15 protein-coding genes are annotated in these 15,068 nt (G+C 60.6%); 8 read left to right on the plus strand and 7 right to left on the minus strand.

Annotation, left to right across the window (positions count from 1 at the left end):
* The first annotated feature begins 1 nt into the window (after position 1).
* The 4 genes from ABRA89_RS07500 to rsmA all read left to right on the plus strand — a co-directional run bounded on the left by ABRA89_RS07500 (position 2) and on the right by rsmA (position 5,435).
* Positions 2 to 2,503 carry an LPS-assembly protein LptD gene (locus ABRA89_RS07500; protein ID WP_349940827.1) on the plus strand — a complete coding sequence of 834 codons (2,502 nt, stop codon included), beginning with the start codon at positions 2 to 4 and terminating at the stop codon, positions 2,501 to 2,503.
* An 85-nt stretch (positions 2,504 to 2,588) separates the two neighbouring features.
* Complete coding sequence (locus ABRA89_RS07505) at positions 2,589 to 3,539, plus strand: peptidylprolyl isomerase (protein WP_349940828.1); 951 nt, start codon at positions 2,589 to 2,591, stop codon at positions 3,537 to 3,539.
* A gap of 13 nt (positions 3,540 to 3,552) precedes the next feature.
* On the plus strand, positions 3,553 to 4,611 hold the full coding sequence (pdxA, locus tag ABRA89_RS07510) for a 4-hydroxythreonine-4-phosphate dehydrogenase PdxA (RefSeq protein ID WP_349940829.1): 1,059 nt from the start codon (positions 3,553 to 3,555) through the stop codon (positions 4,609 to 4,611).
* A complete protein-coding gene (gene rsmA / locus ABRA89_RS07515) occupies positions 4,608 to 5,435 on the plus strand; it encodes a 16S rRNA (adenine(1518)-N(6)/adenine(1519)-N(6))-dimethyltransferase RsmA (RefSeq protein ID WP_349940830.1) in 828 nt (275 codons plus the stop codon). The genes pdxA and rsmA overlap by 4 nt, the downstream gene beginning before the upstream one ends.
* Positions 5,436 to 5,479: 44 nt before the next feature.
* Here rsmA and gmk read toward each other — a convergent pair whose 3' ends face one another.
* The 7 genes from gmk to fabD all read right to left on the minus strand — a co-directional run bounded on the left by gmk (position 5,480) and on the right by fabD (position 11,832).
* The gene (gene gmk, locus ABRA89_RS07520; protein WP_349940831.1) at positions 5,480 to 6,148 is read right to left on the minus strand and encodes a guanylate kinase; all 669 of its coding nucleotides are present in this window, start codon (positions 6,146 to 6,148) and stop codon (positions 5,480 to 5,482) included.
* Entirely contained in the window at positions 6,145 to 7,029 is an 885-nt protein-coding gene (locus tag ABRA89_RS07525; RefSeq protein WP_349940832.1) for a YicC/YloC family endoribonuclease, read from the minus strand. The genes gmk and ABRA89_RS07525 overlap by 4 nt, the downstream gene beginning before the upstream one ends.
* 67 nt (positions 7,030 to 7,096) lie before the next feature.
* A complete protein-coding gene (mltG, locus tag ABRA89_RS07530) occupies positions 7,097 to 8,185 on the minus strand; it encodes an endolytic transglycosylase MltG (protein ID WP_349940833.1) in 1,089 nt (362 codons plus the stop codon).
* Between the two features lie 135 nt (positions 8,186 to 8,320).
* Positions 8,321 to 9,586: a beta-ketoacyl-ACP synthase II gene (gene fabF, locus ABRA89_RS07535; protein ID WP_349940834.1), complete on the minus strand. Its 1,266-nt coding sequence runs from the start codon at positions 9,584 to 9,586 to the stop codon at positions 8,321 to 8,323.
* Positions 9,587 to 9,715: 129 nt separating this feature from the next.
* Positions 9,716 to 9,955: an acyl carrier protein gene (locus tag ABRA89_RS07540; protein ID WP_007066668.1), complete on the minus strand. Its 240-nt coding sequence runs from the start codon at positions 9,953 to 9,955 to the stop codon at positions 9,716 to 9,718.
* A 130-nt stretch (positions 9,956 to 10,085) separates the two neighbouring features.
* The gene (gene fabG, locus ABRA89_RS07545) at positions 10,086 to 10,823 is read right to left on the minus strand and encodes a 3-oxoacyl-[acyl-carrier-protein] reductase (protein WP_349940835.1); all 738 of its coding nucleotides are present in this window, start codon (positions 10,821 to 10,823) and stop codon (positions 10,086 to 10,088) included.
* Between the two features lie 70 nt (positions 10,824 to 10,893).
* The gene (fabD, locus tag ABRA89_RS07550; RefSeq protein ID WP_349940836.1) at positions 10,894 to 11,832 is read right to left on the minus strand and encodes an ACP S-malonyltransferase; all 939 of its coding nucleotides are present in this window, start codon (positions 11,830 to 11,832) and stop codon (positions 10,894 to 10,896) included.
* Positions 11,833 to 12,283: 451 nt separating this feature from the next.
* On the opposite strand from fabD, the gene rpsF reads away from it, so the two are divergent.
* The 4 genes from rpsF to rplI all read left to right on the plus strand — a co-directional run bounded on the left by rpsF (position 12,284) and on the right by rplI (position 14,828).
* On the plus strand, positions 12,284 to 12,736 hold the full coding sequence (gene rpsF / locus ABRA89_RS07555) for a 30S ribosomal protein S6 (protein ID WP_349940837.1): 453 nt from the start codon (positions 12,284 to 12,286) through the stop codon (positions 12,734 to 12,736).
* 6 nt (positions 12,737 to 12,742) lie between these two features.
* On the plus strand, positions 12,743 to 12,991 hold the full coding sequence (rpsR, locus tag ABRA89_RS07560) for a 30S ribosomal protein S18 (protein ID WP_322188058.1): 249 nt from the start codon (positions 12,743 to 12,745) through the stop codon (positions 12,989 to 12,991).
* 167 nt (positions 12,992 to 13,158) lie between these two features.
* Positions 13,159 to 14,133, plus strand: a complete 975-nt coding sequence (locus ABRA89_RS07565; protein WP_349940838.1) for a YybS family protein — start codon at positions 13,159 to 13,161, stop codon at positions 14,131 to 14,133.
* Positions 14,134 to 14,192: 59 nt separating this feature from the next.
* Positions 14,193 to 14,828 (plus strand): 50S ribosomal protein L9, encoded by a 636-nt coding sequence (gene rplI, locus ABRA89_RS07570; protein WP_349940839.1) that lies wholly within the window; start codon positions 14,193 to 14,195, stop codon positions 14,826 to 14,828.
* Positions 14,829 to 15,068: the final 240 nt, after the last annotated feature.

Genomic DNA, 15,068 nt, shown 5'->3' on the forward strand with positions numbered 1-15,068 from the left:
ATTGAGTGAATTGAGGGGACGCGGGGTTTGGCCGATGGGGATCGGCGAACGATCGCGAAAATCGGTGCTTCTGTGCAGTACGGCCCTCGCTCTGTCTGCAGCGTTTGCGGCCGTCGGTGCGAAGCCCGCCATGGCCCAGGCCGTGCCGGCACTGAGCGCAGATGTTCCGACCGACGCCCAGCTTTTTCTGGAAGCTGACACCGTCACCTATGACAGCGAACGCGCGCTCGTTTCTGCGAGCGGCGGTGTTCAGGTCGACTACGGAGACTACAAGGTCGTCGCTCGCGAGCTAATTTACAACCAGAGATCACGCAGGCTGATAGCCCGCGGCGATGTCGAACTGCAACAGCCAGACGGCAATCGCATCTATGCTGACCAGCTCGATCTGACCGACGATTTCCGAGACGGCTTCGTTCAGGCCTTGCGCATCGAGACGCCGGACAACACGCGCTTCGCCGCTGCGTCCGCGACCCGTGCAGATGGTTCCGTCACCACGTTCAACCGCGGTGTCTACACCGCCTGTGAGGCATGCCGCGAAAATCCGGACCGCCCACCGCTTTGGCAGGTCAAGGCGCGCAAAATCGTCTGGGACCAGCAGAACAAGGAAATCCGTTATTACGGGGCGCAGTTCGAGTTCTTCGGCGCGCCGATCGCTTATCTGCCCTACTTCCAGTCTCCGGACCCAACGGTGAAGCGCAAGTCAGGCTTCCTGGCACCGGAGTTCAAGTCTGGAGACGGACGCGGTTACGGCCTGCGTGTTCCCTATTTTGTCGCTCTTTCAGACGACAAGGATTTCACGGTCGCCGGCACCTATTACACCAAGCAGGGATTTCTTGGCGAAATCGAATACCGCCAAGCTTTCCAGAATGGCATCATTACACTCCAGGCGGCGGGCATCAGCCAGCAGGATCGCTACGAGTTCGAAGACGATAACTTCGTCCGCGGCGGCGGCGTGGTAGAAAGCCCGGATTACGCAAACACCGATCGCGGCATGATCGGTACTAAGGGCCGGTTCGCGCTCTCGGAGCAGTGGACGTTCGGTTGGGACTGGCTTTTCCAGAGCGACCGTAACTTCTCCAACACCTACGAGATCGATGGGTTCGACGACACGATCCAAACGTCTGAAGTCTATTTGACTGGCCTCGGCGATCAGAGCTTCTTCGATCTGCGCATCCAGGAATTTGACTACCAGACAATCGATCCCGATCGGGACGACGAGCAGCCGACCGTTCTTCCGGTCTTCGATTACGAACGGATCGAACAGGAAAGTGTTCTGGGTGGTGAAATCGAGTTCGACGTCAACGTGGCGTCTCTCAGCCGCGACAAGGAGGACTTCAGCCAGATCTGCAACACCTCGTTGATGCTCAACGAGAATCTGCGCGAAGTCTGCGTCCAGCCAGAAGACGGTTTCTTCTACAATCCGAACTTCAACCGAAATAACGGACTTGAAGGCGATTACACCCGCGGCACGGCGGAACTTGCCTGGTCCGACCGTTATACGATGTCGAACGGGCTGGTGCTGAAACCAACCGCTGCCGTCCGAGGCGATCTTTATTCGGCGAACATGGAATCCGACGGCTTCGGCAACCCATTTTTTGCCAATGGTGTCCCGCAATACCTGCTCGACAACAGCGGTGCGGTGGACATTGATCGATCCGGCTCACGCGGCATGGCCATGGCGGCCCTCGAAGCACGATATCCCTACCTAATCGAGGTTGGAGGCGTCTCGCACGTGATCGAGCCGATCGGCCAGATCATCGCGCGCACCGACGAAGAGGACATCGGCCTTATTCCGAACGAGGATGCTGGCACGCTCGTCTTCAATGCGACGAACCTGTTCTCCTTCAACAAGTTCTCCGGCTACGATCGGGTCGAAGGCGGCCACCGCGCAAACGTCGGCGTCCGCTATTCAGCCGATCTCGGCAATAGCTGGCTGATCAACGCTGTTGCGGGCCAGTCCTACCACCTCGGAGGACGGAACTCTTACGATCAGCTCGATCTCGCCCTCGCCGGTTTCGATTCGGGTCTCGAGAATGACGTCTCCGACTATGTCGGACTCGTTTCTCTCCAGACGCCATTCGGCGTGACGGTCGGAACCCAGGGCCGCTACGATGAGGACAACTTCGATCTGAAACGCCAGGACGTCTTCGCAGACTACAGCTTCGGTGGCGGGCTCGGAAATGCGACAGTGAGCTATACGAACATCGCGGCCCAGCCGATCTACGGCTCACTCGACGATCGCAGTCAGGTCTCGGGTTCGGCGACGCTGAACTTCGCACAGAACTGGAGCGCTATGGCCAGTGCCTCCTACGACATCGAAAACGATGCTCTGGTCGATCAGAGCTTCGGCATCCGTTACGCAGACGAGTGTTTCAGCCTGCTCGTGAGCTATCGCGAAAGGACGGACCGGTATTCGCTGGAGACGGACGAAACGACTCTGATGTTCAATGTCGGCCTGCGGACGATCAGCGATTTCCAGCAGAGCTACGACATCGGCAACTAATTCGCCGCGAATTCCATGCTTTTGCCCCATCGAGACTGTAGGCGGCCACAATCAGACCTGGGTTGAGAACAAGGGAAGAAAGAGCATGCAAAACGTTACGTCGTGGTTGATGCGTGGAGCGATGGTGGCCATGCTGGGTCTCGGCGGACCAGCATCGCTCGGACTGGGGATCGAGAGCAGCCAGGCGGCGAGCGCGGTCTCCGTCGTCGTCAACGGTATGCCCGTGACGACCTATCAGATCCGCCAGCGCGCCGCCTTCCTCAAGCTGCGCCGGGTCGGTGGTAACACCACCCAGAAGGCAACCGAGGAGCTCATTGACGAGGCGTTGAAGCGCCAGGAGATTCAGCGGCAGGGCATCAGCATTCCCGACGATGCGGTGAATGCGGCCTATCTGAACTTCGCAAAGAGCAACAAGCTATCCGAGGCGCAGCTCGCTCAGGTGCTTCAGCAGGCCGGCTTCTCACCGCAAGGCTTCAAGGACTATATCCGCGTGCAGATGGCCTGGGGTCAGGCTGCGTCGAAGCGATTGCAGCGTGAGGAGCGTCTCAGCGAGCAGGACGTCGTCCAGCGCATGCTGGCACAGGGCGGCGATAAGCCATCGACCACCGAATATACCCTCCAGCAGGTGATCTTCGTCATCCCCAACGGCCAGCGCGGCCAGTTACTCGCGAATCGCAAGCGTGAGGCCCAGGCCATGCGTTCGCGGTTCCAGTCTTGCGAATCGACCTTCGCCTTCGCGAAGGGCCTTCGCGACGTGACCGTTCGTGATCTCGGCCGCGTGGCTCAGCCGGAACTGCCGCCTATGTGGAAAGAGGATGTCATGCAGACCTCGCCGGGCCGAGCTACACCGACGAAGGAAACCGAGCGCGGCGTCGAATTCATCGGCGTCTGCAATGCCCGGCAGATCTCCGACGACCGAGCGGCCCAGATGGTGTTCCAGGCGCGCGACATGGAGTCCATGAATCAGGAAGGTAGCGGCGCCGACGCGGAACTTCTGAAAAAGCTCCGCGAAGAGGCACAGATCGTCCGGCGCTGACGGGCAGAGGCCTATGACATCCGCAGACGGAGCGCTCCCGCTCGCCATTACGGTCGGAGAACCTTCGGGCATTGGTCCCGACCTGATCATCGATCTTCATCACACCGGCCTCATCCGGGAGGCCGGATGTTTTGTTCTGGGAGATCCAGACATGCTGGCGAGCCGTGCGGAGCGGCTGAAGCGACCTATTCGCATAGCAAAAGTCCGAACGCCTGCTGAAGCCGCCGGATGCGACGCCGATCATCTGCCGGTCCTGCCACTGGTGAACCGGCAGAGTGACCGACCGGGCGAGATTGATCCGGCGAACGGCGCTGGAACAATCGAGGCGATCGATCGCGCGACAGCGCTTGCTCTCGACGGCATGATTTCCGGCATCGTCACGGCCCCCATCGAGAAGAAGGCGCTCTACGATGTCGGCTTCCGGCATCCAGGGCATACAGAGTATCTGGCTCATCTCTGTTCGGAGGCGACCGGCAAACCGATCATGCCGGTCATGCTTCTTGCTGGACCGGATCTCTCCTGCGTGCCGGTTACGATTCACGTTCCTCTCGAACAGGTGCCGCGACTTCTGACTGAAGACCTGATTCTGGAAACTTGCCGCATCGTCGATCGCGATTTGCAGGAAAAGTTCGGCATCGCTCGGCCTCGGCTGGCCGTCGCCGGACTTAATCCTCACGCCGGAGAGCGCGGTTCCATCGGCCTGGAGGATGAGAAGATCGTGCGTCCGGCGATTGAAAAGCTACGCGTGGAAGGGATCGAAGCCACGGGTCCCATACCCGCCGACACCATGTTCAACGCTCGCGCCCGGAAGGGCTACGACGTCGCCATCTGCATGTATCACGATCAGGCGCTTATCCCGGCCAAGACGCTCGCCTTCGACGAGACCGTGAACATCACGCTCGGTCTTCCGATCATTCGGACCTCCCCCGATCACGGGACCGCTTCCGATATCGCCGGCAAGGGCGTTGCACGGCCAGACAGTTTTCAAGCAGCAATTTTGAAGGCCCGTGAAATGGCGGCAGCTTCTGCTGGATCGCGCCGGATGCACATCGCGACGGCTTCGCAGAATTGAGCCCGATCGATGACCTTCCTCCGCTTCGGGCGGTGATCGCCGAACACGAGCTGGCGCCGCGCAAGCAACTCGGCCAGAACTTTCTCCTTGATCTCAATCTTACCTCGAAAATCGCCCGACAGGCCGCGCCGCTCGAAGATTGCGTCGTTGTCGAGGTCGGTCCCGGCCCCGGTGGCCTCACGCGCGCCCTACTCGCCAACGGTGCTTCGAAGGTAATCGCTGTAGAGAAGGACCCGCGCTGCCTACCGGCGCTGAAGGACATTCAGGACCGCTATCCGAGCCGACTGGATGTCCGGCATATGGACGCACTCGACCTTGATCTGGCCGCGGTCGCGGATGATGGGCAGCTGAAGATCGTCGCCAATCTTCCCTACAATGTCGGCACCCAGCTTCTCATTAATTGGCTCACGAACGAGGTCTGGCCTCCACGCTGGGAAAGCCTGACGCTCATGTTCCAGAAGGAGGTCGCCGAGCGAATCGTCGCCGCACCGAAGACAAACCATTATGGGCGCTTGGCGGTTCTTGCCGGATGGCGGACGAAGGCTCGCATCCTTTTCGACGTTCCACGAGAAGCCTTCACACCGCCGCCCAAAGTGACCTCCGCCGTGGTGCAGCTCACGCCGCGCGAGGCACCGCTTGCGGCATCGCTCTCGGCGCTGGAACGCGTGACGACCGCGGCATTCGGCCAGCGCCGGAAGATGCTGCGCCAGAGCCTGAAATCACTCGGTGGCGAAGTTCTTTTGTCGAAAGTCGGTATCGACCCGCAACGGCGCGCGGAAACACTGTCGATCGAAGAATTCGTCGCGATCGCCAACGCAAGCTGAAATCAGTCCGCTCTTCGGTCCGCTGGCCGCTGGTGAACTCGCCGCTACTCCGCCGGCTCGCTCAAAAGCTGTTCGGTAAATGCCTGAAGCCCGGGCCGTCGCTCACGCTTCAGACGCTCGGCTGTGATAATTGAACGAACAGCCTCGTAGGCCTGATTGAGATCGTCGTTGACGATCACATAGTCGTAGTCGCGCCAGCGCTCGATCTCCACGCGCGAATTGGCGAGCCGGATCGCGATCGTCTCTTCGGAGTCCTCCGCCCTTCGCCGGAGCCTCGACCTCAGCTCCGCCATGGACGGCGGCAGAATGAAGATCGAGACCACATCGTCGCCAGCTTTTTCCTGAAGCTGCAAGGCGCCTTGGTAGTCAATGTCGAACAGCATGTCCTGACCGCTCTGCATCGCTTCCTCGGCGGGGCCACGCGGCGTGCCGTAGAAGTTACCGTGGACCTCCGCCCATTCGAGAAGCGCATCGGCATCCCGGAGCCGGATGAACTCGTCACGATCGATGAAACGGTAATGAACGCCGTCCACCTCGCTACCGCGCCGCTTGCGTGTGGTCACGCTGATCGAAAGCGCGAAGCTGCGATCGGCTTCCATAAGCGTATGGGCGATCGTCGATTTCCCTGCGCCCGAGGGTGAGGAAATGACGAGCATCAAGCCTCGACGCTCGATCAACGAATCCGTTCTGGCCTGATTTGAAATCTTCGTCATTCGATATTCTGAACCTGTTCCCGCAACTGATCGACCGCCACCTTCAGATCGAGACCGATCGTGGTGAGCGAGACAGCGTTAGATTTGGAACAGATCGTGTTCGATTCGCGATTCATTTCTTGTGCCAGAAAATCAAATCTGCGGCCGACCGGCTCGCTTTTCGCGAGGAGCTCTCGCGCACCGGCAACATGGCTATCGAGTCGGTCCAGCTCCTCGCCGACATCGGCCCGTATGACCAACATGGCAAGCTCCTGAAGAAGGCGCTGTTCGTCGGGCGCATGGTCGAGGACCTGTCTCGCCTGCTCTTCGATACGGCGTTTCACTTCGGCGGGAGCACGGCTCCGATCCTCTCGCGCACTCCGAGCCAAAGCCTCAATACGATCAACGCAGTTCGAGACGACCGCTGTGAGATTGGCTCCCTCTTCCGCACGCGCCGACTGCAACCCCGCCAGCGCGTCCTCGAACGTTTTGGCCGCCGCATCGAGAGAAGCTTCATCGACAGCCTTTCCGGCCCGGCCATCCTCATTCGCCTCGACCACACCCTTGATCGCCAGCAAGCCATCGGCGCGTGGCAAGGCGGCGCGGCCTTCCGCAACCATGCGGTCGGTGATTTCGAGAAGCGCTTCGAGACGAGCCTCGTCGATCGAAATCGAACCCTCGCTTTTGGCAGGACCGGCATTCAAGATGGCATGAACATTGCCGCGGGCGAGCGTACCGCCCGCAATGGTACGAAGCCGCTGTTCCAAAGCTTCATAGCCTGACGGAAGCCGCAGACGCAGATCGAGATTGCGACCGTTGACGCTGCGAAGCTCCCAGCGGAGGGAAACACCCTGAACTTCCCGCTCGACACGGGCAAAGCCGGTCATACTGATCAGCGGCATGTCCGCGCTCCCAGATGAGTAGGCAGTCTTTCTGCCATAAACAGCCGAGGATGCAACGCCGAGCTAGTTACTGGGCAGCCTGCTCGGCATCGGCGCGACGTTCCCGTTCGATCGCTCGGTATTTCTGAACGTTCCGGTTATGCTCGTCGAGCGTTTCGGAGAACACATGGCCGCCGGTGCCGTCGGCGACGAAATACAGGTCGTTCGTATCGAGCGGATGCGCGACCGCTTCCAGCGCTGCACGACCGGGAATCGCGATGGGCCCGGGCGGGAGGCCGTTGATCCGGTAGGTGTTATACGGGGTGTCGCTTTCAATATCGGAACGCGTGATCGGCTCTTCGCTTGGCTTTCCGGCGCCACCGTAGATTCCATAAAGAAACGTCGGATCGGACTGGAGCCGCATACCTTCGCGCAGACGATTGACGAAGACCGAGGCTACATGCGGGCGTTCCGATGCGATCCCGGTCTCACGCTCGACGATCGATGCCAGTGTCACGAACTGCCCGATATCTTCGATCGGCAGCCCTTCGTCCCGTCCCTCCCAGATTTCCTCGATCATCTGTTCCTGGGAGTCGTGCATGGCTTCAACCAGCTGCTCTCGCGTCATACCGCGTTGGACCATATGGGTCTCTGCCTGAAGCATGCCCTCAGGGAGAAGCCCAGGCATTGGTCCAGTGAGGATTTCGGAGCTGGCAATGCGCTCAAACGCTCGCTGGACGGTCCAACCTTCCGGAATTGTAATTGCATGCTGCACCGAATCGCCGCGGGCAATCTTCTCCATGACATCGCGCATGGAGACGCCGGGATCGAAGGCGTATTCGCCGGCCTTTAGCTGATTACCGACATTGGAAAACTTGGCACCGAATTTGAAAATCTGCGCATTCGAAATCACGCCGCGCTCTTCGAGCCCGTCAGCGATCGAATTCAGCGAGCTGTTACGAGCGACAACGAAATTTGCCTCATCGTTCAGCGGCCCCTGATTTTCGAATTCGCCCTTGCCCCAGTAGAACACCGCCCCAAGCGCAAGAACCCCGAAGAAAGCCAGCGACAGGCAAAAATTCAGGAAGATCACGAACTGGCTGTGCGCCAGACGGGAACGCCGCTTGGGCTTTCGGCCTGGCTTGCCCGTAGCCGCAGTCTCTTCTGCGGTTTCCAAGGTTTCAGCCTTCCGATCCTTGCTCAACGCTCGCCCCTCTCAAACGAAGTCCCTCGTGAAGAAATCGTCCACCACGGCAATGTGGCAAAAGCCCGGCGTGCGGTTCGACGCAAGGTCGCTCGCGGCTCGGTGTGATCAGTCGGCGACGCGTCGCATGACGAGCGAGGCATTCGTTCCGCCGAAGCCGAACGAGTTCGAGAGAGCGACATCGATCTGCTTTTCGCGCTTTGCGTTGGCGCAGAGATCGATCTTCGTTTCCACCGACGGATTGTCCAGATTGATCGTGGGCGGCGCGACATTGTCGCGGATCGCGAGCGCCGAGAAGATCGCTTCGACGGCTCCAGCCGCGCCCAACAGATGGCCGACTGCCGATTTCGTCGAAGACATGGTGATCTTATCCGCCGCATCACCGACGAGACGCTCGAACGCCCGCAATTCGATTTCGTCGCCCAGAGGCGTCGAGGTGCCATGTGCGTTGACGTAATCGAGCTGATCCGGCGTGATACCGGCCCGCTTCAATGCTGCCGACATGCAGCGATAGGCGCCGTCGCCGTCAGAAGCCGGCGCCGTGATGTGATAGGCATCACCCGACATGCCGTAGCCAATGATCTCGGCATAGATCTTGGCGCCACGCGCTTTCGCGTGTTCGTATTCTTCAAGAACGACGATACCGGAGCCCTCGCCCATGACGAAGCCGTCACGATCGCGATCGTATGGCCGGGAAGCTCGCTGAGGCTCATCGTTGAAATGGGTAGAGAGCGCCTTGCAGGCAGCAAAGCCTGCCAAAGCGAGACGGCAGACCGGCGATTCGGCACCCCCTGCTACCATCACGTCTGCATCGCCGAGAGCGACGAGCCGGGATGCGTCACCGATCGCGTGCGCGCCGGTAGAGCAAGCCGTCACAACCGAGTGGTTCGGCCCCTTGAGGCCGTGACGGATCGAGACATGCCCCGAGGCAAGATTGATCAGGCTGCCAGGGATGAAGAACGGAGAAACCCGGCGGGGCCCTTTTTCAGCCATAAGTAGCGAGGTTCGCTCGATACTTTCGAGACCCCCGATACCCGAACCGATCAGCGCACCGCTGCGGATCTGGTCCTCGTAAGATTCGGGATGCCAGTTCGCATCGTCCAGCGCTTCTGCCGCCGCGGCGACGGCGTACACGATGAAATCGTCGACCTTGCGCTGCTCCTTCGGCTCCATCCACAGATCGGGATTGAAGGTCCCGTTCTGTCCGTCGCCCTTCGGAATCTCGCAAGCGATCTTGCACGGAAGGTCGTCGACATCGAAGGAGTCGACCCGGTTCGCACCGCTCTCGCCCTTCAAAAGCCGTTTCCAGGTGCTGCCGACATTCGCTCCCAAAGGAGAGACCATGCCGACGCCCGTGATTACAACTCGTCTCATCTCACGCACAATCGCCGAACCATTCAGACTGATGTACCGGATCCTGGCCGCGCTCTATGAGGCTGCCATCAGCCGGCTTGCCAGCGCCAAAGGTTCGATCCGGACCGCTGGCGCCAAGCTTTCGGAAGATTAGGTGGTCTTGTTCTTCTCGATGAAGTTGACCGCGTCGCCGACAGTCAGGATCGTCTCGGCAGCGTCATCCGGAATCTCGACACCGAATTCTTCCTCGAACGCCATGACGAGTTCAACGGTGTCCAGGCTGTCTGCGCCCAGGTCGTCGATGAAGCTGGCATTCTCGGTTACCTTGCTTTCCTCGACCCCGAGATGCTCGACGACGATCTTCTTTACGCGTTCAGCGGTATCGCTCATTGTGAGTCCTCTGCTCCAGTGACCTAGTCGCCGCCCTCGTTAGACGTGCGACAGATGTTTATCAAGCGCCCTGCCGCTTCGCTAAGCAGGATAACGCCGTTCGGTTGTCTTTAAAGGCCTGACGGCCCGCTCAGATCATCGCCATACCGCCATTCACATGGAGTGTCTGCCCTGTGATGTAGGCGGCTTCGTTCGAGGCGAGGAAGACTGCGGTGGCCGCGATTTCGGACGCTTCGCCCATGCGCTTCATCGGAATTGCGCCCATAATCGAATCACGCTGCTTGTCGTTGAGCTTTTCCGTCATGGCGCTGGCAATGAAGCCGGGCGCGATGCAGTTGACCGTGACATTGCGTGAGGCAATCTCGTTCGCCAGCGATTTGGAGAAGCCGATCATGCCGGCCTTGGCCGCGCAATAGTTTGCCTGGCCCGGATTACCTGTAACCCCCACGATCGAAGTGATGTTGATGACTCGGCCGAAACGGCGGCGCATCATGGCATGGGTCAGGCCGCGCGTGATGCGGAAGGCCGCGGTGAGATCGATCTCCAGAACCTTGTCCCAGTCGTCATCGGACATGCGGACGAAGAGACCGTCTTTCGTAATACCCGCGTTGTTGACGAGGATATCGACGCCGTCGAGCGCCTTGTCGGCCTCTTCCGCCAGCGCCTTCTGACCGTCGCGATCAGAGAGATCGGCAGGCAGGACGTGGACGCGATCGCCCAATTCGGCGGCCAGTTCGTCGAGCGCCTCGCGACGGGTACCGTGGATGCCGACCGTCGCGCCGGCGCCGTGAAGCGCGGCTGCAATCGACCGGCCGATGCCTCCGCTAGAGCCGGTCACAAGCGCCTTGCGTCCCGTCAGATCGAACATTGTCTACCTCTCAGTTTTCTGCTTGCCGCCCAGGGCAGCCGGATATCGGATCGAGCGGTCCGTTGCCGGGTCAGCCCCGATCTTTCAAGAATGTGGCAATATCATCGGGCGTGCCGACCGGTTTTGCGGAAAGCCGCTTGTCGATGCGCCGTGCGAGCCCCGACAGCACCTTGCCGGCACCAACCTCGGCAAGCTCGGTGACGCCGTTTTCTGCGGCGAACAGCATCGACTCGCTCCAGCGGACAGCCCCGGTCACCTGCTCCACCAGCCTCTTGCGGATGACTTCGGGATCGCTCGTCGCATCTGCCGCGACATTCGAGATAACGGGCATAGCAGGCGCCGATATCGACGCATCCTTCAGGGCTTCGGCCATGCGTTCGGCCGCCGGAAGCATCAGCGCGCAATGGAAGGGCGCAGAAACGAAAAGCGGGATCGCCCGCTTCGCACCGCGTTCCGGCGCAAGCGCGATCGCACGTTCCACTGCCGCCTTGCTGCCGGAGATCACGATCTGGCCGCCGCCATTGTCGTTGGCAGGCTCGCAGACTGAACCCTCGGCAGCAGCTCCACAAAGCCCTTTCACCGAGTCCATATCGAGGCCAAGGATCGCGGCCATCGCGCCCTCGCCTTCCGGTACGGCTTCCTGCATGGCATTTCCCCTGATCCGCAGAAGTTTTGCGGTATCGGTAATCGTAAAAGCGCCAGTCGCGGCGAGCGCCGAATACTCGCCGAGAGAATGGCCGGCTGCGAAGGAGGCGTCGGCAACGGCAAATCCCTCACTCTCAAGCGCACGGATCGCAGCCAGCGAGACCGCCATCAGCGCCGGCTGAGCATTCGCCGTCAGAGTCAGCTCTTCGATCGGACCCTCGAAGATCAATGTCGACAGCTTTTCTCCGAGCGCCTCGTCGACTTCGGCGAATACGTCGCGGCTCTGTGAGTAGGCATCGTAAAGCGCCTTGCCCATACCGACACTCTGACTGCCCTGCCCCGGAAATACGAGTGCCAATGACATGCTGTGTATCCTCCAGGCCCGCGTGATCGTTGGGCTTCTCTGATGCGGCAACGACCGCTTGTCGTTTGGCAATGCCATGTTCCGCACGCGGAGCCGCTGTCAAGTTCGCGCGTGTTTTGATAGTCAGAAGACCGCTCTGCAAATCGCAGTTCAAACGCAACTTCTGTAAGGCTGGACCCGCTGTTGCGTTCCGGCCCCAAAACCGCTATCTGCCGCGCATCGACGTTTGGGAACCCAGCTGGGGGCTGAACGGAAGGCTACCGGCATCGCCGGTTTCTTGGGGATCAGAAGTTCCCCGGCTTCCCGTGTCTCCGCTCTCGACCGTTTTTCGCATGACGCGCCTTTCCTTCGATGTCCGCCTTAATCGCGGACCTGAGAAAGGTCGCTGAGGCTTAGCCGTTGGGTTCTCTTCTTCACCGTCGATGCAACGAAACTGGAAAGGCGATCCGATATGGCTCTCTACGAGCACGTATTTCTCGCACGTCAGGACGTTTCGAACAGCCAGGTTGAACAGCTGGTCGAAAACCTGCGTGGCATTCTTGAATCCGGCGGCGGCAAGGTCGGCAAGGTCGAAAACTGGGGTCTGAAGACCCTGGCCTACCGCATGGATAAGAACCGCAAGGCGCACTACACGCTCATGAACATCGACGCCCCGTCGGCGGCGGTTCACGAGATGGAGCGCCAGATGCGCTTCAACGAAGATATCCTGCGCTTCATGACCATCCGCGTCGACGAGCATGAAGAAGGCCCGTCCGCGATGATGCAGAAGCGCGACGACCGTGGCCCGCGCCGTGGAGGTGGACGCGACGATCGCGGCCCGCGCCGTGATCGCGACGATCGCCCCCCGCGTGGCGACCGCGAAGACCGTGGCCCGCGCCGCGAACGCAACAGCGATTCGGAGTAAGTCATCATGGTCGATATCGCACAGCTCCCCACCCGCCGTCCGTTCCATCGCCGGCGCAAGTCCGATCCGTTCTCCGGCACAGATGCGCCGAAGATCGACTACAAGGACGTCCGCCTGCTGCAGCGCTACATTTCCGAGCGTGGCAAGATCGTTCCCTCGCGGATCACGGCGGTCTCCCAGAAGAACCAGCGCGCCCTCGCCAAGGCCATCAAGCGCGCCCGCATTCTGGGCCTCCTGCCCTACGTCGTGAAATAAGGCGTCACGAGCGCCGACGCGCTCACCCAGCAATCGAAGCGGGACCAACTAACCAACGGCCCCGCCTCCCCTTCCCTCCGCATGACGGCGGCGGTCGGAAGTGACAAGTTTTCAAAGCCGGGTTGGGGCGCGGCCCCTAACTGCGACACGCAGGACAGCGACGAAACATGAAACCTTCTACGATCCTGATCGCGATCGGCGCGGCATTGACGAGCGCCCTGCTTTTCGCAGGACTCGCGACCCAGTCGCCCCTTGCCGTCGGTTTCGCTCTCGCAACCCCCGTCCCCGTCGCTATTGCCGCACTCGGTTGGGGTTCTGCCGCAGGTTTCGTTGCCGCATTCGCGGCACCCATCCTGATTTTTGTGTTCACCGGCAACACGCCGACTGCCTTGACACTTGCAATCGCGATGACGATTCCGACAGCCGTTTGCGCCTATCTGGCACAGCGTGCTTTTCCGGTCGCGCCGCCAATCGAGACGCCGCACGGGCCGCACGACGTCCAGCCCGCGGCTGCCACGACAGACTGGATGCCGGTCGCCCGCATTCTTTTCGTGCTGACCACGCTCGCCGCAATAGCCTGTGTCTTAATCGGCTGGCTTCTCGGTTACGAACCGGACGCCATCCGGAGCGCGATGACCGAAGCCTTCGTGCAATCAGGCACCGAGCTCGATCCGGCAGCGGAGGTACAACTCGAAAACCTCGTGTCGGTGGTCGTCGATCTCGTGCCGCTGATACAGCCGTCAATTCTAACGCTGACGCTCGTCGTATGTCTGCATCTTTCTGCTGCGGTAGCGCGGCGCTCGGGGCGGTTCGAGCGGCCGAAAGACGATCTACCGTCTGCAACATCCCTGCCGCAGGATGCTCTCCTGCTCTTCGCGGTCGCTCTTGGCGGCACATTTCTGAGCGGCGGCGCTGGTCTGATCGCAACCGTATTCATCGGCGCGTTCGGCACCGCTTTCGGACTTGTTGGCCTCGCGAGACTGCATAAACGGACACGAGGTCGCCCAGCGCGCGGTGTCATCCTCTTCGTGGTCTACACGTCGATTCTCTTTCTCACCTTTCCGCTCTTCGTCTTCGTCGTCATCGGCATCATCGATGTCTGGCGTAACGGAGAGCGGCTTCTCCCGAACAGGCCCGGCTGACGACAACCGGCGCCCGCAACAACGCCCAATCAACCGAAAACCCGAAAAGGATATCAATCATGGACGTCATTCTTCTCGAACGCATCGGCAAGCTCGGCCAGATCGGTGAAACCGTTCGCGTGCGCGACGGTTATGCCCGCAACTACCTGCTGCCGACAGGCCGTGCCCTGCGCGCGAACGAGGCCAACCAGGCCCGCTTCGAAGCGCAGAAGGAGCAGATCATCCAGCGCAACGAAGAGCGCAAGGCCGATGCCCGCCAGATCGGCGATCAGATCGAAGGCAAGACCTTCGTCGCCGTTCGCTCCGCCGGCGAGAGCGGCCAGCTCTACGGTTCGGTCTCGGCCCGCGACATCTCGGAGCTCATCGGCCAGGAAGGCTACAAGGTCGGCCGCAACGAGGTCGATCTGCAGCAGCCGATCAAGCAGATCGGTGTCCACGAGGTTACCATCGCGCTTCATGCCGAGGTCGAGGTGAAGGTGAAGATCAACATCGCCCGCTCCGCCGACGAAGCCGAGCGTCAGGCCGCCGGTGAAGACCTCACCTCCTACGAGGCCATCTACGGCGAAGAAGAGCCAGACTTCGGCGGTGATGAAAACGCCATGGACGAGGACCGTGACGACGATTACGCCCGCGCCGATTCCGGTGAACCGATCGACGCGGAAGCCGAGGCAAAAAGCGAAGAACAGCCGAGCTAAGCTGCGGCAGTTCAGCGACAAATCCGGCGCAAACAGCGCTCTTGTGGGGGGTCCGCATACCGGGACCCCCTTTTTTTTGATCAGTTTTGGCTCATCGTTCCATCGATCTGTGTCATTGCGGTCCCCGGATTTCTCCACAGCGACTCCCGCTTTCTGACGACCCGTCGCAACAGTCCATCAAACGCTTCGGGATTTGATTGTCTTATCGGCCGGGGCTCGTGTATCCCCTCTCCCACGGCG

It is taken from the genome of Fulvimarina thalattae (assembly GCF_040239565.1).
Taxonomy (GTDB): Bacteria; Pseudomonadota; Alphaproteobacteria; order Rhizobiales; family Rhizobiaceae; genus Fulvimarina.

Coding starts and splice junctions, on each gene's coding strand:
- ABRA89_RS07505 (WP_349940828.1), top strand. CDS start 2,589: ATGCAAAACGTTACGTCGTGGTTGATGCGTGGAGCGATGGTGGCCATG.
- pdxA (WP_349940829.1), top strand. CDS start 3,553: ATGACATCCGCAGACGGAGCGCTCCCGCTCGCCATTACGGTCGGAGAA.
- gmk (WP_349940831.1), bottom strand. CDS start 6,148: ATGACGAAGATTTCAAATCAGGCCAGAACGGATTCGTTGATCGAGCGT.
- ABRA89_RS07525 (WP_349940832.1), bottom strand. CDS start 7,029: ATGCCGCTGATCAGTATGACCGGCTTTGCCCGTGTCGAGCGGGAAGTT.
- fabF (WP_349940834.1), bottom strand. CDS start 9,586: ATGAGACGAGTTGTAATCACGGGCGTCGGCATGGTCTCTCCTTTGGGA.
- ABRA89_RS07540 (WP_007066668.1), bottom strand. CDS start 9,955: ATGAGCGATACCGCTGAACGCGTAAAGAAGATCGTCGTCGAGCATCTC.
- fabG (WP_349940835.1), bottom strand. CDS start 10,823: ATGTTCGATCTGACGGGACGCAAGGCGCTTGTGACCGGCTCTAGCGGA.
- fabD (WP_349940836.1), bottom strand. CDS start 11,832: ATGTCATTGGCACTCGTATTTCCGGGGCAGGGCAGTCAGAGTGTCGGT.
- rpsF (WP_349940837.1), top strand. CDS start 12,284: ATGGCTCTCTACGAGCACGTATTTCTCGCACGTCAGGACGTTTCGAAC.
- rpsR (WP_322188058.1), top strand. CDS start 12,743: ATGGTCGATATCGCACAGCTCCCCACCCGCCGTCCGTTCCATCGCCGG.
- ABRA89_RS07565 (WP_349940838.1), top strand. CDS start 13,159: ATGAAACCTTCTACGATCCTGATCGCGATCGGCGCGGCATTGACGAGC.
- rplI (WP_349940839.1), top strand. CDS start 14,193: ATGGACGTCATTCTTCTCGAACGCATCGGCAAGCTCGGCCAGATCGGT.